The following is a 16,956-nucleotide window of genomic DNA, read 5'->3' as shown; positions in this document are numbered from 1 at the left end:
GCATGCTACGAATCTGTAGCATGCTAGGACATGATCTCCCCTGCGGGCCTGGCCGCCGAGCTGCACCGGGCGGGTGTCAGCGATGTCCTCGCCGACGACACCACCAGAGCCGCCTACTCGTCCGATGCCTCCCTGTATCGATCGCTGCCGCTGGTGGTCGCCCGTCCCCGCCACGCCGACGAGGTGGCGGCGGCGCTCGAGGTGTGCCGCCGCGTGGGCGTGCCCCTGACCAGCCGCGGCGGGGGAACCTCGGTGGCGGGCAACGCCGTCGGCGAGGGACTGGTTCTCGACTTCAGCAGGCATATGAACCGGGTGTTGTCCGTCGATCCCGAGGCGGCAACCGCGACCGTCGAGCCGGGAACCATCCAGGCGGTGGTGCAGAGCGCCGCGGCGCCGCACGGGTTGCGCTTCGGGCCGGACCCGTCGACGTTCACCCGCTGCACGATCGGCGGAATGATCGGCAACAACGCCTGCGGATCACGGACTCTCGGGTACGGGCGCACCTCCGACAATGTCACCGGGCTGCACGTGCTGACCGGCTCCGGCGAGTCGATCCGGCTCGACACCGCGGCCGAGGCTCCCCCGTCGCCCACGCTGACGCGGCTGCGTCAGGTCACCGGTGCCGGGCTGGCCACGATCCGAACGGAACTCGGGCGGTTCGGCCGTCAGGTCTCGGGCTATGCCCTGGAGCATCTGCTGCCCGAGAACGGATTCGATGTCGCCCGCATGCTGGTCGGCAGCGAGGGCACTCTCGCCGTGGCGACGGAGGCGACGGTGCGGCTGGTCACCGAACCCGCGCACCGCATTCTGGCCGTGCTCGGCTATCCCGACATCGCCGCGGCCGGAGACGCCGCGCCGGCGGTGCTCGAGTTCCATCCCACCGCGTGCGAGGGCATCGACTCGCGGATCGTCGACGTGGTCCGGGAGCGCCGTGGTCCCGACGCCGTTCCCCCGCTGCCCGCCGGGGCCGCGTGGCTGTTCGTCGAATTGGTCGGCGCCGACCTCGACGCCGTCATCGCCCGGGCCGGACGGCTCGGCGAAACATGCGGCGCCGTAGACAGTCTCGTCGTCACCGATGCCGCCAGAACGGCCGAACTGTGGCGGATCCGAGCCGACGGGGCGGGTCTCGCCGGCCGCAGCCAGACCGGCCTGCCCGCGCACGCGGGCTGGGAGGACGCCGCCGTCCCGCCCGCCCGGCTGGGCGCCTACCTGCGCGAGTTCGACGCCCTGATGGCCGATTTCGGTGTTGCGGCGCTACCGTACGGTCACTTCGGTGACGGCTGCCTGCACATCCGGATCGACTGGCCCCTCGGCAAGCCCGGCGGAACCGGAATCTTCCGTGAATTCCTTTACGCGGCAGCGACATTGGTCGCAAGTTACGGTGGGTCGCTCTCGGGTGAGCACGGCGACGGGCGCGCCCGCAGCGAACTTCTCCCGCTGATGTATTCGGCCGATGCGCTCGGCCTGTTCGCCGCCGTCAAGCACACCTTCGATCCCGCGAACATCCTGAATCCGGGAGTCGTCGTCGATCCCCGCCCGGTCGACGCGGACCTCCGGGTTCCCGCCGCGCCGATCCTGCGCCGCGACCTCGCCCTGGCCTATCACCGCGACGGCGGCGATTTCACGCAGGCGGTGCACCGCTGTACCGGTGTCGGAAAATGCCGGGCGGACAACACCGCGACCGGCGGCGTGATGTGCCCGTCGTATCAGGCGACCCGCGACGAAAAGGACTCCACCCGCGGCCGGGCCCGGGTGCTACAGGAGATGATCAACGGCACCGCCGTCACCGCTGGGTGGCGATCACCGGAGGTGCACGAGGCGCTCGACCTGTGCCTGTCCTGCAAGGGGTGCTTCTCGGACTGTCCCACCGGGGTCGACATGGCGGCGTTCAAATCCGAAGTCCTGCACCAGAGTTACCGCAGGCGCCGCCGGCCGGTGACGCACTACTCCCTGGGCTGGTTGCCGCGCTGGGCCCGAATCGCCGGTCGGGCACCGAATCTGGCCAATGCGGCCATGCGGCTCCCGGGCCTCGCGCCGCTCGCGTTGTCCGCGGCCGGGGTGGACAAACGCCGAACCATCCCCGCCTTCGCCACGCAGACATTCCGGTCCTGGTTCGAGGAAACCCGGCCGACCCGGCCCGCCGCGGGCGATCCCGTCGTGCTGTTCGTGGACTCCTTCACCAACTACTTCACCCCCGAGGTCGGGCAGGCCACGGTCCGCGTGCTCGAGGCGGCCGGATATCGGCCCGAAATCACCGAGCGACAACAGTGTTGCGGACTCACCTGGATCTCCACGGGACAACTCGACGCCGCGAAACGCATCCTGGGCCGCACCGTGAACGCGCTGCACGCCCACTCCCCCGCCGGCACTCCGATCGTCGGCATGGAGCCCTCGTGCACGGGCGTCCTGCGATCCGACGCCGGCGAGCTCGTCGGAACGGCCGCCGCGGCGGCGGTCGCCGAGAACACCCGCACCCTCGCGGAACTGCTCACCGACCGGCAGTGGACACTGCCGGACCTGACAGGCCGGGAGATCGTCGCGCAACCTCATTGCCACCACCACTCCGTGATGGGCTGGGGCCCGGACGCTCGATTACTCGAACGGGCCGGTGCGCAGGTGCGGCGACTCGGCGGCTGCTGTGGCCTGGCAGGCAACTTCGGCGTCGAGAAAGGCCACTACGAGGTCTCCGTGGCCGTCGCGGAACAACAACTGCTCCCGGCGGTTTCGTCCGCCGCCCCGGATACCGCGATCCTCGCCGACGGCTACTCCTGCCGCACCCAGCTGGCGGATCTCAGCGAACGTCGAGGGCAGCATCTCGCCCAGCTGCTGGCGGAGGAACTCGACTCCCAAGGGCGCACGGAGTAGGTCGGGGCCTATCGAATTGCGTACCGACAGAGCACGAGTGGTGCCCGGCCGACCGACACGATCGCACACGGGCGCCCCGCGTGTCACGAAATGACCTCGGCGGCAACATGTTCGGGTAGGAACGACGCGGCACCGAGGGCCGTGCGCCGTACCGCCGGGGCAGGTCCTCGCCCCGGCGAACGCACACACGGAAACTATCCGAAGATGCGCGCGGTGGCGAGGGTGGTGAGCCGGTTGTCGTTGCCGGTGTCGCGCACCTCGACCCGGGCCAGGCCGTCGTGCAGGCGAGCCTCGGCGGCGACCGGGCCGACACGCGCGCCGAGCAGATAGCGCAGGCCGAGGAAGCTCAGGGTGGAGCCGGGCGCGAGGGAGAGCACGGACTCCTCCGCGGCCAGGGCGAGCAGGCCGCCGTTGACGGTGCCGGAAGCGTTGAGCCCCTCCACCGATCGCGGCAGCATCACGGTTCCCGGAGCGACGCGCTCACACTCGGCCCGCTCGGCCAGCGGCACGGGCAACCGTTCACCCGTCTGCGGGAGATCGACGCTCAACCCCTCGGGAAACCGCACCTCCGGATCCGGCGCCACCATGAAGGACGCTGCGCTGAAACCGATCGGCTCGCCGTCCACGCTGAACTCGCATTCGGCGACGAACACCGAGCGGCCGACCTTCACCGTCCGCCCGACGGCCCGCACCGCACCGGAGGCGGGCGCCGGCCGATACAGGTGCAGGTCGAGTTCCAGCGTCACCGGCACACGCGGCCCCATCACCAGCGAGGCCAACAGACCCGAAGTCGTATCGGCCCAGGTAGCCAGCACGGAGGTACGCAGCACGCTGGTACCGGGAACATGCATCTCGGGCGTGATCTCGGCGGACCCGTGCAGTTCCTCCCCCACCCGCCGGGTCGCGAACCCCAGTTCGCGCAGGATCCGGCCGCGATCCTCCAGGCTGCTCGGTATCGTCGTCACGGTCTTCCCTCCGCCGTCGGGCACCACTCGGGCGCCCGAACCGGGTAAAACTTCATTCTCCGATACAGAGAATGACACTTACGAAGGTAGCGCTCCGGCGCGCGGGATGGTTCGGCATGCCCGGTGACAACGACCACACGGCCGGCACACCGAGGCCCGGCCGTACCGGCTCCAGCCCTGGCCTGCGACCGGTAGCCGATTCACCGCGCGGCCGGCGTCGCCACGGCACGCGGCACGGGATCCCAGGTGCGCTGGACGGCGTCGGCCCATCGAGCCGCGAAATCCTTACCGACAGAAGATGATCCGGCCCGAACCAGCACCGGACGCCCTGCGGCGAGCGCGGTACAACAAAGGGCTCTTACCCGGCCGTGCCTGAAATCGGTACTGGGGCAACGGCAGAAGGGCACCCCCCGGGCCTCGCGACTCGGCGAGGTGCCCTTCCCGTATCCGAGATGGTGCCGAGCACCGGATCTGATGATACCGAGAGCAGTGGGTATTTTCTCGGTCATTTATACATTTTTTTCCGTACTATGCACCGAGTTGCATAGTACGGCGAGTATCAGTTAATCTCGGCGCATGGCTCTCGAGCATGCGTTGCTGGTGTCGCTGACCGAGCGCAGCGGCTCCGGTTACGAGCTGGCGCGGCGGTTCGACAAGTCGATCGGATTCTTCTGGAAGGCCACCCACCAGCAGATCTATCGCGTCCTCAAGCGCATGGAGGAGCGTGGCTGGGTGCGCGGCGAGGCCGTGGCGCAGGAGGGGCGGCCCGATAAGAAGGTCTACCGCGTCAGCCCCGACGGTCGCGCCGAACTGGCCCGCTGGATCGCCGAGCCCAGCGAGGACATCGGCCCCCTGCGGAGCGAACTCGGCGTCAAGATCCGTGCCGCGGCGCACGGTGAACTCCCCGCGGTGCTCGCCGAGGTCGCCCGGCACCGGGACCGGCACGCCCAGCGGCTCGAGGCCTACCTGCTGATCGAGAAGAAGGATTTCCCTGCGCCGCAACGGCTCACCGGCACCGCCCTGCACCAGTACCTGGTACTGCGCGGCGGCATCCGGCTGGACTCGGGCTTCGTCGAATGGTGCGACGAGGTACTCGAGGCGTTGCGCCCCGATGTGACTGCCCGTACCGGCGCGGATGCCTCAGCCCGGCATCCGCTTCCCGCTACCGAAAGGTGATCCGATGACCGCGAATCCCGATTCCGCGGCCGCACAGTCGAACCCGTTCCCACACTTGTTCGAGCCCCTGCCCCTCGGCCACACCACACTGCGCAACCGGGTCGTGATGGGCTCCATGCACACCGGGCTCGAGGACCGGGCCTGGGACACCAACCGGCTGGCCGCCTACTTCGCCGAACGTGCCCGCGGCGGAGTCGGTCTCATCATCACCGGCGGCTACGCGCCGAACCGGGAGGGCTGGCTGCTGCCGTTCGGCGCCAAGCTCAGCAACAAGACCGAGGCGTACCGGCACCGCGCGATCACCCGGGCCGTGCACCGCGAGGGCGGCAGGATCGCCCTGCAGATCCTGCACGCCGGCCGCTACGCCTACGTGCCCTTCAGCGTGTCGGCCTCCTCGATCAAGGCCCCCATCAGCCCCTTTCGCCCACGCAAGCTGTCGGACAAGGGCATCGAGCGCACCATCGACGACTACGTGCGCTGCGCGCAGCTCGCGAAGCTCGCGGGCTACGACGGCGTCGAGGTGATGGGCGGCGAGGGCTACCTGATCAACCAGTTCCTGGCCCCGCGCACCAACAGGCGCACCGACAGGTGGGGCGGCTCGGCGGCGAACCGCCGCCGCTTCCCCCTGGAGATCGTGCGCCGAATACGCGCCGCGGTCGGCGACGACTTCGTCCTCGTGTTCCGGCTGTCCATGGCGGAATTCGTCGAACACGGCCAGACCGAGACCGAAATCGTCGCGCTGGCAACAGAATTGGAACAGGCCGGCGTCGACGTCATCAACACCGACATCGGCTGGCACGAGGCCCGGGTGCCGACCATCGTCACCTCGGTGCCGCGTGCGGCATTCGTCGAGTTCACCGCGAAAATCAAGGCGCGGGTGAGCATTCCGGTGTGCGCGTCGAATCGCATCAACATGCCCGAGGTGGCCGAGGAGATCCTCACCCGCGGCGACGCCGACCTGATCTCCCTGGCCCGGCCGCTGCTGGCCGACCCGGACTGGGCGAACAAGGCCCGGCAGACCCGTGCCGACGAGATCAACACCTGCATCGCCTGCAACCAGGCCTGCCTGGATCACGCTTTCGTGCACAAAACCGTGTCCTGCCTGCTCAACCCGCGCGCCGGACACGAGACCGACCTGCGACTGCTCCCCACCCGGCGAACGCAACGGATCGCGGTCGTCGGCGCGGGCCCGGCCGGCCTGTCGGCGGCGGTCAACCTGGCCGAACGCGGGCACAAGGTCGACCTGTTCGAGGCCGACGGCAAGATCGGCGGGCAGTTCGACATCGCGCGCCGCATCCCCGGCAAGGAGGAGTTCAACGAGACCATCCGCTACTTCACCCGCAAGCTGGAGACCAGCGGCGTGCGGGTTTTCCTGAACCGGCGGGTGAGCGCGGCGGAGCTGACCGAGGGCCGCTACGACCACGTGGTGCTGGCCACCGGCGTGCGCCCGCGCATCCCGGACATCCCCGGCATCGACCATCCGAAGGTCCTCACCTACGCGGAGCTGGTGCGCGAGGAGAAGCCCGTCGGCAAGAAGGTCGCCGTGATCGGCGCCGGCGGAATCGGCTACGACGTCAGCGAATTCCTCACCGTCGACGGCCATCCGGCGCTGAAGCTCGACGAGTGGAAACAGGAATGGGGCGTACTCGCCGACGATCCGGACGCCCCCGGCCAGCTCACGAAGCCGAAGCCGTCGCCCGCCACCCGGGAGGTCGTTCTGCTGCAACGGAAGTCGACCTCGTTCGGCAAGAGCCTCGGCAAGACCACGGGCTGGGTGCACCGGGCCGCGGTGAAGGCCAAGGGCGTCGAACGGGTCGGCGGGGTCAACTACGAGCGCATCGACGACCGCGGCCTGCACATCAGCTTCGGCGAGAAGCGGCAGCGGCCGACGGTCATCGAATGCGACAACGTCATCCTGTGCGCCGGCCAGGAATCGGTGCGCGAACTGGCCGATCCGCTCCGCGCGGCCGGTGTGCGGATCCACCTGATCGGCGGCGCGGAGCTGGCCGCCGAACTGGATGCCAAGCGTGCCATCGACCAGGGCACCCGGCTGGCGGCGGCGCTGTAATGCCGGATCTGGTGAGCCTCGGCCTGCCGGGCGACGAGAAGTCCTGGACGGCACTCGGTTTCGCGGTCGACAATGCGAGATTGCAGGTCGGCTCGGTCTCCTGCGTGGTCGATATGCCGCCGAGCTGGGGCTTCGACGAGTTGCGCGGCGACGCATCGGTTCTCGGCGTTCCGGAACTGGTGAGCGAGAATACGGCCGGTGCGGCGGATCCGGTGCACAAGGTCGAGCAACTGCTCGAACATCTCGCCGCCGATACCGACGCCCCGGTCCCCGCGAAGATCGGAAACGACTCCGGCACGGCACATCCCAACGGCGCGACCTTCGTCGACCACATCGTCTACCTGGCGAACGACCTGGACGAGGCCGTCGCCGGGCTGACCGATGCGCTCGGCATGCCGCCGCGCCGCCGCTTCCGCCCGCGCGGTCCCTCCGGCCCGGAGATGGCCTTCTACCGCGTCGGCGAGGCATTCATCGAGGTCGTCGCGGCCCCCGGCCGGTCGCCGAGCCTGATCGGCATCGCCTTCGGCACACCGGATCTGGACGCCACGGTCGCCGCCGTCCGCACCGCGGGCGGACCGATCAGCGACCCGAAACCGGCCGTCCAGGGCGGCCGCATCGCCAGCGTGTGGAACGGACACATCGGCTGGGGCATCGCGTTCATGGAGCCCGAACCGCGCTGAATCTCAGCGCCATCCACCGGCACAGGCCAGTGCCAGGCTGCCGACCGCCAGTACGACGGAGAGAATGCCGCCGAACAGGAGCGGGCGGGCGCCCGCGCGGCGGACCCGCTCCCAGGTGAGCGAGGTTCCGACCGCGACGCAGACACCGGCGATGAGCCAGGCGCTCACGCGCGACGACGCGCTGCCGACCACCGCCGGGATCAGGCCGGTACCGGCGAGCACCGAGGCCGCCACGAACAGCGGCACGAACAGCGGGAAGACCCGCCGCAGGGCGAAACGACCGGTCCCGGACGCGCGCCGCCGTTCGAGGTGCAGGCCCAGGCACATCGGCACGATCAGCAGGCTGCGGACGAGCTTGACGATCACCGCGAACTGCGCGGCCGCCGGTCCGAAGACGACACCGGCCGCCAGCACCGAGGACGTGTCGTTGATGGCGGTGCCCGCCCACAGCCCGAACCCCTCGTCGGACATCGACAGCAACCGTCCCACCGGCGGAAACACCAGCACCGCAACGATATTGAAGACGAAGATGGTACCCAGCGCGTACGCCGCCGCTGCTCTCCGCGGCCGCATGACCGCCGTGGCGGCGGCGATGGCGGACGCACCGCAGATGGTCGTCCCGACCGCCACCAGCGTCGCCGACTCGCGGTCGAGCGCCAGCAGCCGACCCACCACCAGCGCCGCGAGCGATCCGATCACCGCCGTGCCCAGAAGTACGACCCCGGTGCTGTGCCCGACCCGGAGCACCGCGTCGAACGGCAAGCCGAGACCGAGCAGCACGATCGCCGCGGGCAGCAGTCGCCGCCGGGCGAAGGCCAACCCCGGACCACAGGCTCCCCCGTCCTCGACGGCGCGCGGCCGGAAGGCGCCGAGGGCCGCGCCCGCCAGCAGGGCAAGCACGGGTGCGCCCACGACGGGCGCCCACAGCCCCAGCGCGGTGGCCACCGAAGCGACGCCGATCACGAGCAACAGACCGGGGACAAGAGGCCGCACGTTCGTCATTCGCTCACCCTCGCGTTCCGGGCGAACGTCCGGTAGCCGCCGATTTCCGCGCACCTCATAAGTGAGACTTATGGCCGAAAAGATGCCCGGGCTCCGGACCACCGAGCGAGGTTTCGCCCGAGGACACGCCGGAACGACGGCAGCCATGCGCCGAAGTAATCGACCAGCTACCCACCGGAGTGATCGGCGGCCACGCACCGGACAGCTGAGTAGCTGTGCGGCGGAACGACCGGCAGGCACACACACCGGAGCGACCGGGAACTCGCGCACTCCGGGTGAGTGGGCAATTATGCGGCAGGACGCCCCAGCAACCAGCGCCGGGTGGCCGGGCTACCACGCCAGGACACTCTCGAGCAGGACACTCTCGAGCTGTGCGCTCGGATGTCCGAGACCCACGGGCTGCCGCGGGGTCGGCCGGGCGCATAATCGGGCCGTATGAGCCTGCCACCCGAGATGCCGGACCTGGGGGCACTCGACCTGCTCGTTTCCGTGGCGGAGCTCGGCAGTCTCGGTGCCGCCGCGCGCCGGCACGGCATCAGCCAGCCCGCCGCGAGCCTGCGCATCACCGCACTGGAGCGTCGGCTGCGCCTGCGGCTGCTGGATCGCGGCCCCACCGGCTCGGCGCTGACCGAGGACGGTCACGCCGTGGTCGATCGGGCTCGTCCCGTACTCGACGCCGCCGCCGGATTCCTGGACGGCGTCGTGGCCCTGCGCGACGTCGACAAGCCGCGGCTGCATATCGCTTCCTCGAAAACTATTGCCGACCACCGGATTCCGCAGTGGCTGGAGGCTCTGCGCCGAAGCAGTCCGGAGGTGACGGTCACCCTCGAGGTGGACAACTCGCTGCACGTCGCGGAACTGGTGCGCACCGGCGGGGCCGATCTGGGATTCGTCGAAGGTCCGCATGCGCCACGGGATCTCGGCGGCCGCGTCCTCGGCGCGGACGATCTGGTCGTGGTCGTCGCCCCGACCCATCGATGGGCTCGCCGCCGCAGGCCGCTGACCCTGCTCGAACTCGCCGGCACCTCCCTGCTGTGGCGCGAATCGGGCTCGGGCACAAGGGATACCGTATGGGAGACGCTGCGCCCGTACGGCCCCGTCGCGGCGCCGGCGGCCGAACTCGGTTCGGCGGCGGCGATTCTGGCCGCCGCACGCAGCGGCACCGCACCCGCGGTGCTCAGCGGACTCATCGCCGCACCGGATCTGCGCACCGGCGCCCTGCACGCGGTCGAACTCGCCGACCCGGCCGCCCTCACCCGGAAATTCCGCGCCGTCTGGCGGCGGGCGAGCCCACCGTCCGGCGCGGCCGACCTCCTCGTCCGCTACGCGCTGCGCCTCGAGCACCGGCCGTAGCCGTGTCCGGGCGGGACGTCGCAGGCGACCGGTGGCGCGACAGCCGACCCGGTAGGCTCCCGGGCGTGAGCCTGCCTGCACCGACCTCCGAGAACCGTGCCGTCGTCACCGGAGCCTCCTCCGGGATCGGGACCGCGCTGGCCGAAGAGCTTGCCCGGCGCGGATATTCGCTGATCCTGGTGGCCCGCCGGGGCGATCTGCTGACCGAACTCGCCCAGCGGCTGACCGAGCGGTACGGCGTCACCGCCGAGGTGCGCGCGGTGGATCTGTCCGATCGCGAACAGCGTTCGCCGCTGACCCAGGAGCTGTCGGCCCGCGATATCGCCGTACTCTGCAACAACGCCGGTGTCGCCACGTTCGGCCCGGTCGCCGAGCTCGATCCCGGTTTCGAGCGGTCGATCATGGAGCTCAACGCGGTGGCCGTGCACGACCTCACGCTCGCCGTGCTGCCCGGCATGATCGAGCGGCGCGGCGGCGGCATCCTCGTCACCGGCTCGGCGGCGGGCAACATGCCGATCCCACACAACGCCACCTACGCGGCGACCAAGGCGTTCACCAACAGCTTCTCCGAATCGCTGCGCGGCGAACTCACCGGCACCGGCATCAACGTCACGCTGCTCGCGCCCGGCCCGGTCCGCACCGACAACCCGGATCAGGACGAGGTCGGCGGCAAGATCCCCGACTTCGTCTGGGTCACCGCCGCCTACACCGCGAAGATCTCGATCGACGCCCTGGAACGCAACAAGATGCGCGTGGTCCCCGGCCTGATCAGCAAGGGTATGAGCGTAGCCGGGCAGTACGCGCCGCGGGCTCTGACGGCACCGATCGTCGGCACCTTCTACAAGCGGCTGGGCGGCAGCTGACCGAGGTGGTCGTGCGGCCGGTCACAGCCGTGTCAGCAGGGCGTCAAGATCGCGGCAGCAGCTGTCAAGGCCGTGTATCGGCACGGTTGGGCGGCAGGGAATCGGCGTAGTCCTGTCGATGGCCCCGCAGCAAGGCGAAAGCGGGGAAACAGCAGGAGAGACCGTGACTCTGCTCGAGATATTCCCCTCACTGCGATCGGGAATGCCGTCCACCCGGGTCGACACCGCCGTCTGGCCGTGCGAGACCCACTACGACGCGCTCGGCCGCATCGCCATCGGCGGCATCGCCCTGGCCGACATCGCCGATCAATACGGCACGCCGACCTATGTGCTGAACGAGACCGAGGTCCGCGACCGGTGCCGCGCCTACCGCAGGCACTTCCCCGAGGCCGAGATCATCTACGCCGCCAAGGCGCTGCTGACCAAGTCGGTGGCCGGGTGGATCACCGGCGAGGGCCTGTCGATCGACGTGTGCTCGGGCGGCGAACTGGCGATCGCGCTGGCCGCCGGCATCGACCCGCGGCGCATCGTGCTGCACGGCAGCGGGAAGCCGTTCGCCGAACTGGAGGCGGCCGTCGCCGCCGGGGTCGGCCGGATCGTGATCGACTCGCTCACCGAGATCACGCTGCTGTCGGCGCTGGTATCCCGGACACAGCAGGTGCTGCTGCGATTATCGCCCGATATCGACGTGCACGGGCATCCGGCGGTGAAAACCGGTGTGGCAGACCAGAAATTCGGATTCCCGCTCGGCAGCGCCGAGGCCGACGAGGCGATCGAGCGGGTGCTGCGGCAGCCCGCCCTCGACCTGGTGGGTTTCCACTGCCACCTGGGTTCGCAGATCCACAATCCGGATCACTACGGCGAGGCGGTGCGTCGCCTGGTCGCCGAAATGGCCCGGGTGCGTGACGAATTCGGCGCGATGCCGACCCAGCTCGATCTCGGCGGCGGGCACGCGGTGGCCTACCGCTCCGGCGATGCGGAGATGAACCTGTACGAGCTCGCCGACATCATCGAGGACGCGCTCGACGCCGCCTGCGCGCGCAATCGCTTTCCGCGCCCGCGCATCTCGCTGGAGCCGGGGCGGGCGATCGTGGCCCGGGCCGGGGTGACGCTGTACCGGGTGATGACGATCAAGCACATCGAGGGCGGCCGCACGTTCGTCATCGTCGACGGCGGCATGAACGACAATCCGCGCGTCGCGCTGTACGGCGCCCGCTACGACGCCGTCGTGGCCAACCGGCATCCCACCGGGCCGCAGATGACGGCCACGGTGGCCGGGCGCTACTGCGAGGCCGGCGACATCCTCGCCGCCGACGTGCGATTGCCCGCCGACCTGCGCCCCGGCGAGATCATCGCCGTCCCCTGCACCGGCGCCTACCACCACAGCCTCGCCTCCAGCTACAACGGCGTCGGCCGGCCGCCCCTGATCGGCGTCCGCGAGGGCCGCTCCCGCGAACTGGTCCGCCGTGAAACCGCAGCCGACCTCCTCGCCCGCGACCTCGGCTGATCCCGGCCTCAGCGGCGGCGGGTGCCGAAGATGCTGCGGCTGATCTCGCGGCCCGCGGCGCTGGCGGCGGAACGGAGGAAACCCTTGACCGCCGGATTCTTCATCATGCGGTCGACGGCCGAATCTTCGTCGCGAGAAGGTTTTTCGGGTTTGCCTTCGGGTTCCGGCTCCGCCGCGGCGACCTTCGCGTTCAGCAGCTCGTAGGCCGATTCGCGGTCGACGGTCTCGCCGTACTCGGCCGCGAGCGGGCTGGACTGCGCCTGCGCGCGAATGGCGTCCTCACCGATGGTGTTCATCAGCGAGCGCGGCGGGCGCAGGCGCGTCCAGGCCACCGGCGTCGGGGCGCCCTGTTCGGACAGCACCGTCACCACCGCCTCGCCGATACCGAGCGAGGTGAGCGCCTGCTCCAGGTCGTAGACGCCGGTCTTCGGGTAGGTGCGCACCGTCTTGGTCAGCGCCTTCTGATCCTCGGGGGTGAAGGCGCGCAGCGCGTGCTGGATGCGGGCGCCCAGCTGCGACAGCACCTGATTCGGCACGTCGGTGGGCAGCTGGGTGCAGAAGAACACGCCGACGCCCTTGGACCGGATCAGCTTCACCGTCTGCTCCACCTGATCCAGGAACGCCTTCGAGGCGCCGTGGAACAGCAGATGGGCCTCGTCGAAGAGGAAGACCAGCTTGGGCTTATCGATATCGCCGATCTCGGGGAGCGTCTGGAACAGATCCGCCAGCACCCACATCAGGAAGGTGGAGAACAGCACCGGCCGCGACGACTGCGCGCCCAGCTCGAACAGCGTGATCACGCCCCGATCGCCGTCCGTGCGCAGCAGGTCCGACGGATCCAGTTCGGGCTCGCCGAAGAAGGTGTCGCCGCCCTCGTTCTCCAGATTCACCAGCGCCCGCAGGATCACGCCCGCGGTGGCCGCCGAGACGCCGCCGATGCCCTTCAGGTCCTCCTTGCCCTCCGGGCTGGTCAGGTGCTGGATGACCGACCGCAGATCCTTCAGGTCCAACAGCGCGAGCCCCTGCCCGTCGGCCCAGTGGAAGATCAGGCCGAGCGTGGATTCCTGAGTCTCGTTGAGCCCCAGCACCTTCGACAACAGAATCGGGCCGAACGCCGTGATGGTGGCGCGGATCGGCACCCCGATGCCCTCGGTGCCGAGCGAGACGAACTCGGTCGGGTAACCGGCCGGCGCCCAGTCGGTGTCGCCGGTCTCGCGGGCGCGCGCAGTCAGCTTGTCGCCGCCCTCGCCCGGCCGCGACAACCCCGACAGGTCGCCCTTCACATCGGCCAGCACCACCGGCACCCCGGCCGCGGACAGCTGCTCGGCGATGCCCTGCAGGGTCTTCGTCTTACCGGTACCGGTCGCCCCCGCCACCAGGCCGTGCCGGTTCATCATCCGCAGCGGAATCCGCACCCGGGCGGCCGGATCGACCGCCTCGCCGACCACCACCGTCCCCAGCTCGAGCGCCGCGCCCTCGAAGGCGTATCCGGCGGCGATCTCCTGCGCCTCGGAGTTCCCCGAATCCGCCGCCGCTTTCTCCCCGGAAGTACCCATCGCCGATCCTCCGTCTGCCCTGCCAACATTCCGCCAACATTGCCGACCGCCTGACCGAAGCACGGACCTGCGAAAACTGTATCCCGGCGCACGTCGATTCGTGCGGCAACCGTAGTCGGCAACACCGAGGCGATCGCCCGGCTACGGCCATCGAACCCGGTCGGCGGCACAACACGCAGGCCATCGCGCCGGATATCGGTGGCCGCTCCTTGCCCGCGTGCCGCCGGTTCGGCGAACGGCCATCGGATGAGCTGTAGTGTCGTCCGAGTGTCGGAGAAATACATGGTGTGGATGGATTGCGAGATGACCGGCCTGCGACTGGACGTCGACAAGCTGATCGAGGTGGCCGCGCTGGTAACCGATAGCGACCTCAACATCCTCGGCGAGGGCGTCGACATCGTCATCCATGCCGACGACGCCTCGCTGGCCTCGATGCCGCCGGTGGTCCAGGAGATGCACGCCAAGTCCGGACTCACCGAAGAGGTGCGACGCTCCACCGTCACCATGGCCGACGCCGAGCAGCAGGTTCTCGACTACGTCAAGCAGTACGTGCCCACCCCGCGCACGGTCCCGCTGGCCGGCAACTCCATCGCCACCGACCGCGGCTTCATCGCCCGCGACATGCCCGCCCTCGACGCCCACCTGCACTACCGCATGGTCGACGTGAGCTCGATCAAGGAACTGTGCCGCCGCTGGTACCCCCGCATCTACTTCGGCCAGCCGGAAAAGGGCCTGACCCACCGCGCCCTGGCCGACATCAAGGAGTCCATCCGCGAGCTGGAGTACTACCGCCGCACCGCCTTCATCCCCGCCCCCGGCCCCTCCACGGCAGAGATCGCCGCGGTCGCCGGCAGCGTCGGTTCCGCAGAAGAATCCCCAGCTGGAGACGCCGATTAGGTCCAGCCCAGCCCAAGGCGTTACGATCTAGCCCGCCGGTTGTTACCGGCAATGGTGGCTGTAGTTCAGTTGGTAGAGCACCAGGTTGTGATCCTGGCTGTCGCGGGTTCGAGTCCCGTCAGCCACCCTAAAAGGGCAGGTCACGGAAGCATTCCGGGCCTGCCCTTTCGCTTGGACTAGAGTTTCCAACTCTATTCCAACTTTTCCGGCCCTCGCGTACCCACCGATCATGAGGCGTAGGCGTTGAGCACGTCACGGTTATCAGGCACCTCGGCGGCCCTGTCGACGTAGTGCTGGGCGGTCACCCGAGAGCCCGCCGCGTGGTTGAGCTGGCGTCCGGCGGCGTCAACGCCCTTGGCCTCCGCTGTCGCCGAGGCAACTGTCTTGCGATACGTGCGCAGCGTGATGTCCGCGAACTCGCTGCCCCGGGCCGACCGCCAAAGTCGGTTGAAGTTGTTCGGGTTCTTTACCTGACCGTTTCGCGAGGTGAAGATCAATCCCTGAGCAGGCCGCCTCCGATCGACGGCGCACCGTCTCCGCATCATCGCGAATCATGGTGTCAACGGGGCTATTTCGATCTCAGTTCGCCAAGATACGCGGTCTACGATAAACGCCATCCTGCATAGGAAACGGCTACTCCACCCGAGACACCGCCTGGACCTGCGAAGGAGGCCGTGATGTACCGACCTCAGTAGGACCCGACACATTCGCGCGGGGCCGGATCCTCCATCCGGACCAGCGACAGGTACGCGAGCTTGCGCGCTCGCCGACACCGGAGACCAATCGGTGCCGCACCTACTCGACACACGGCTGTTGCACTACCGGATCGCGACGGCGGGTGCTCTCTCGGCCGTCGCGCGCGAGGCCGACTCTGTTGGTGCAGATACCGCACCAATGACCAACCTGCCCTCGGAACCGTACCGAGTTGGATCGACCGAATACCGGCTCGATGTGCACACCGGTAGGCCAATACTGCACAACTGAGCAGCCGAACGAAAACCGACTCGGCACAACGACTTCCATATCATTGACCAAGACCAGGGATAAGCGACGTGGCCACACTGCTCGACACCGCGGCGGTAGCCGAACGCGACCGCCCGGAACTGATCGCTACCACTGTGCTGGAAGCGTCGGCACCGGCACAAATAATCCTGCACGATCGGAACCGCGCTGTACACGGCCGTATAGAAGGATGGCAGTTCGGCGCGACAGGACTGGTGCGGGTACGCACAGCCGGTTTTTGCGTAGTACGCACCCCGCGTCAGATCCGGCAGTCACCGGCCTCGTCGTTGCAGATCTCCTTGTCCCGCAACAGCATCGTGCGACGAACGCAAGGCAACATCCGATCCGAACTCCGGCCGCAACAGACACACATAACGGACTACAACCAACCCTTCGAGGTCGATTGGTGCGGCGGCGAGGGTATCGCCTTGGGAATCCCATTGCAGGACCTCGGCGTACCGGCCGAAACCCTCCGCCGCGCCGACCACCTGCAAGCCAGTCCATTTCACTCGTTGATCGCCAACCAGCTTCTTCTCATGGCCGACGCCGCAGAAGTCCTCGTCGCCGATCCCGCCGCGACCGACCTCGGTGCCGCCTGTGTGGAGATGGTGCGCGCCCTGCTGATCTCCGCCGCAGGCGGCCACGGCGACGGCACCGCACTGCCCGCCGACATCATGATCACCCAGATCCGCCACTACATCCAACAGCACCTCACCGACCCCGACCTCGCCCCCGCGAGCATCGCCCGCGCACACCACATCTCGATCCGCTACCTCTACAAACTCTGCGCTCGAGCCAACTTCAGTCTGCACCGATGGATCATCGCCCAGCGCCTCGAGCGCGTCCGCCGCGACCTCGCCGACCCGAAAAATCGGCACCGGACCATCGCGGTCATCGCACAGCAATACAGCTTCCGCGACCCCTCACACTTCACCCGCCGCTTCCGCGCCGCCTACGGTATGACCCCCCGTGAATGGCGCGACACAGCACTCACCCACCGACCGAGCTAACCGATACGAACC

The 16,956-nt window shown here is 69.0% G+C and carries 13 protein-coding genes, 1 tRNA gene and 1 pseudogene; 10 read left to right on the top strand and 5 right to left on the bottom strand.

From position 1 onward, the window contains the following. Positions 1-30: 30 nt before the first annotated feature. Positions 31-2,865 (top strand): FAD-binding and (Fe-S)-binding domain-containing protein, encoded by a 2,835-nt coding sequence (locus tag D892_RS0120800; protein ID WP_024803096.1) that lies wholly within the window; start codon positions 31-33, stop codon positions 2,863-2,865. A 194-nt stretch (positions 2,866-3,059) separates the two neighbouring features. Here the strand turns inward: D892_RS0120800 and D892_RS0120795 are convergent, their stop codons facing one another. Both D892_RS0120795 and D892_RS48660 read right to left on the bottom strand, forming a co-directional pair. Continuing rightward, positions 3,060-3,830: a hotdog domain-containing protein gene (locus D892_RS0120795; RefSeq protein ID WP_051499818.1), complete on the bottom strand. Its 771-nt coding sequence runs from the start codon at positions 3,828-3,830 to the stop codon at positions 3,060-3,062. A 245-nt stretch (positions 3,831-4,075) separates the two neighbouring features. Next, a pseudogene (locus tag D892_RS48660) lies at positions 4,076-4,185 on the bottom strand (LLM class flavin-dependent oxidoreductase); the annotation flags it as partial. Positions 4,186-4,406: 221 nt separating this feature from the next. Here D892_RS48660 and D892_RS0120790 point away from each other — a divergent pair. Genes D892_RS0120790 through D892_RS43860 form a run of 3 tightly spaced genes read left to right on the top strand, consistent with a single transcriptional unit; the run spans position 4,407 to position 7,754 of the window. Next, positions 4,407-5,006 (top strand): PadR family transcriptional regulator, encoded by a 600-nt coding sequence (locus D892_RS0120790; protein ID WP_024803094.1) that lies wholly within the window; start codon positions 4,407-4,409, stop codon positions 5,004-5,006. Between the two features lie 4 nt (positions 5,007-5,010). Further along, positions 5,011-7,074, top strand: a complete 2,064-nt coding sequence (locus D892_RS0120785) for an NADPH-dependent 2,4-dienoyl-CoA reductase (protein WP_024803093.1) — start codon at positions 5,011-5,013, stop codon at positions 7,072-7,074. Beyond that, on the top strand, positions 7,074-7,754 hold the full coding sequence (locus D892_RS43860; RefSeq protein ID WP_024803092.1) for a VOC family protein: 681 nt from the start codon (positions 7,074-7,076) through the stop codon (positions 7,752-7,754). Before D892_RS0120785 ends, D892_RS43860 begins: the two co-directional genes overlap by 1 nt. A gap of 3 nt (positions 7,755-7,757) precedes the next feature. Here D892_RS43860 and D892_RS0120775 read toward each other — a convergent pair whose 3' ends face one another. After that, positions 7,758-8,756: a YeiH family protein gene (locus tag D892_RS0120775; protein ID WP_024803091.1), complete on the bottom strand. Its 999-nt coding sequence runs from the start codon at positions 8,754-8,756 to the stop codon at positions 7,758-7,760. Positions 8,757-9,191: 435 nt separating this feature from the next. Between D892_RS0120775 and D892_RS0120770 the strand changes: the two genes are divergently transcribed. The 3 genes from D892_RS0120770 to lysA all read left to right on the top strand — a co-directional run bounded on the left by D892_RS0120770 (position 9,192) and on the right by lysA (position 12,479). Next, positions 9,192-10,109, top strand: a complete 918-nt coding sequence (locus D892_RS0120770) for a LysR substrate-binding domain-containing protein (protein WP_024803090.1) — start codon at positions 9,192-9,194, stop codon at positions 10,107-10,109. Between the two features lie 65 nt (positions 10,110-10,174). Then, on the top strand, positions 10,175-10,972 hold the full coding sequence (gene cmrA, locus D892_RS0120765; RefSeq protein ID WP_024803089.1) for a mycolate reductase: 798 nt from the start codon (positions 10,175-10,177) through the stop codon (positions 10,970-10,972). Positions 10,973-11,135: 163 nt separating this feature from the next. After that, positions 11,136-12,479 (top strand): diaminopimelate decarboxylase, encoded by a 1,344-nt coding sequence (gene lysA, locus D892_RS0120760; RefSeq protein WP_024803088.1) that lies wholly within the window; start codon positions 11,136-11,138, stop codon positions 12,477-12,479. An 8-nt stretch (positions 12,480-12,487) separates the two neighbouring features. On the opposite strand, the gene D892_RS0120755 is transcribed toward lysA, so the two are convergent. Continuing rightward, positions 12,488-14,035, bottom strand: coding sequence for a helicase HerA-like domain-containing protein (locus D892_RS0120755; protein WP_024803087.1), 1,548 nt, complete (start codon positions 14,033-14,035; stop codon positions 12,488-12,490). A gap of 282 nt (positions 14,036-14,317) precedes the next feature. On the opposite strand from D892_RS0120755, the gene orn reads away from it, so the two are divergent. Both orn and D892_RS0120745 read left to right on the top strand, forming a co-directional pair. Beyond that, positions 14,318-14,932 carry an oligoribonuclease gene (orn, locus tag D892_RS0120750; RefSeq protein ID WP_036569323.1) on the top strand — a complete coding sequence of 205 codons (615 nt, stop codon included), beginning with the start codon at positions 14,318-14,320 and terminating at the stop codon, positions 14,930-14,932. A 54-nt stretch (positions 14,933-14,986) separates the two neighbouring features. After that, positions 14,987-15,059 (top strand) — tRNA-His (locus D892_RS0120745). 100 nt (positions 15,060-15,159) lie between these two features. Here the strand turns inward: D892_RS0120745 and D892_RS41705 are convergent. Continuing rightward, positions 15,160-15,429 carry a hypothetical protein gene (locus D892_RS41705; protein ID WP_156959613.1) on the bottom strand — a complete coding sequence of 90 codons (270 nt, stop codon included), beginning with the start codon at positions 15,427-15,429 and terminating at the stop codon, positions 15,160-15,162. A gap of 621 nt (positions 15,430-16,050) precedes the next feature. Here D892_RS41705 and D892_RS0120735 point away from each other — a divergent pair. Continuing rightward, positions 16,051-16,944 carry a helix-turn-helix domain-containing protein gene (locus D892_RS0120735; RefSeq protein WP_198036956.1) on the top strand — a complete coding sequence of 298 codons (894 nt, stop codon included), beginning with the start codon at positions 16,051-16,053 and terminating at the stop codon, positions 16,942-16,944. Positions 16,945-16,956 lie beyond the last annotated feature (12 nt).

It is taken from the genome of Nocardia sp. BMG51109 (assembly GCF_000526215.1).
Classification (GTDB): domain Bacteria; phylum Actinomycetota; class Actinomycetes; order Mycobacteriales; family Mycobacteriaceae; genus Nocardia.
This window is presented reverse-complemented; position numbering and strand designations above follow the sequence as displayed.

What these genes read in the sequence shown, in the direction of transcription:
- D892_RS0120800 (WP_024803096.1), top strand. Translation starts at nt 31, where the DNA reads ATGATCTCCCCTGCGGGCCTGGCCGCCGAGCTGCACCGGGCGGGTGTC.
- D892_RS0120790 (WP_024803094.1), top strand. Translation starts at nt 4,407, where the DNA reads ATGGCTCTCGAGCATGCGTTGCTGGTGTCGCTGACCGAGCGCAGCGGC.
- D892_RS0120785 (WP_024803093.1), top strand. Translation starts at nt 5,011, where the DNA reads ATGACCGCGAATCCCGATTCCGCGGCCGCACAGTCGAACCCGTTCCCA.
- D892_RS43860 (WP_024803092.1), top strand. Translation starts at nt 7,074, where the DNA reads ATGCCGGATCTGGTGAGCCTCGGCCTGCCGGGCGACGAGAAGTCCTGG.
- D892_RS0120775 (WP_024803091.1), bottom strand. Translation starts at nt 8,756, where the DNA reads ATGACGAACGTGCGGCCTCTTGTCCCCGGTCTGTTGCTCGTGATCGGC.
- D892_RS0120770 (WP_024803090.1), top strand. Translation starts at nt 9,192, where the DNA reads ATGAGCCTGCCACCCGAGATGCCGGACCTGGGGGCACTCGACCTGCTC.
- D892_RS0120755 (WP_024803087.1), bottom strand. Translation starts at nt 14,035, where the DNA reads ATGGGTACTTCCGGGGAGAAAGCGGCGGCGGATTCGGGGAACTCCGAG.
- orn (WP_036569323.1), top strand. Translation starts at nt 14,318, where the DNA reads ATGGTGTGGATGGATTGCGAGATGACCGGCCTGCGACTGGACGTCGAC.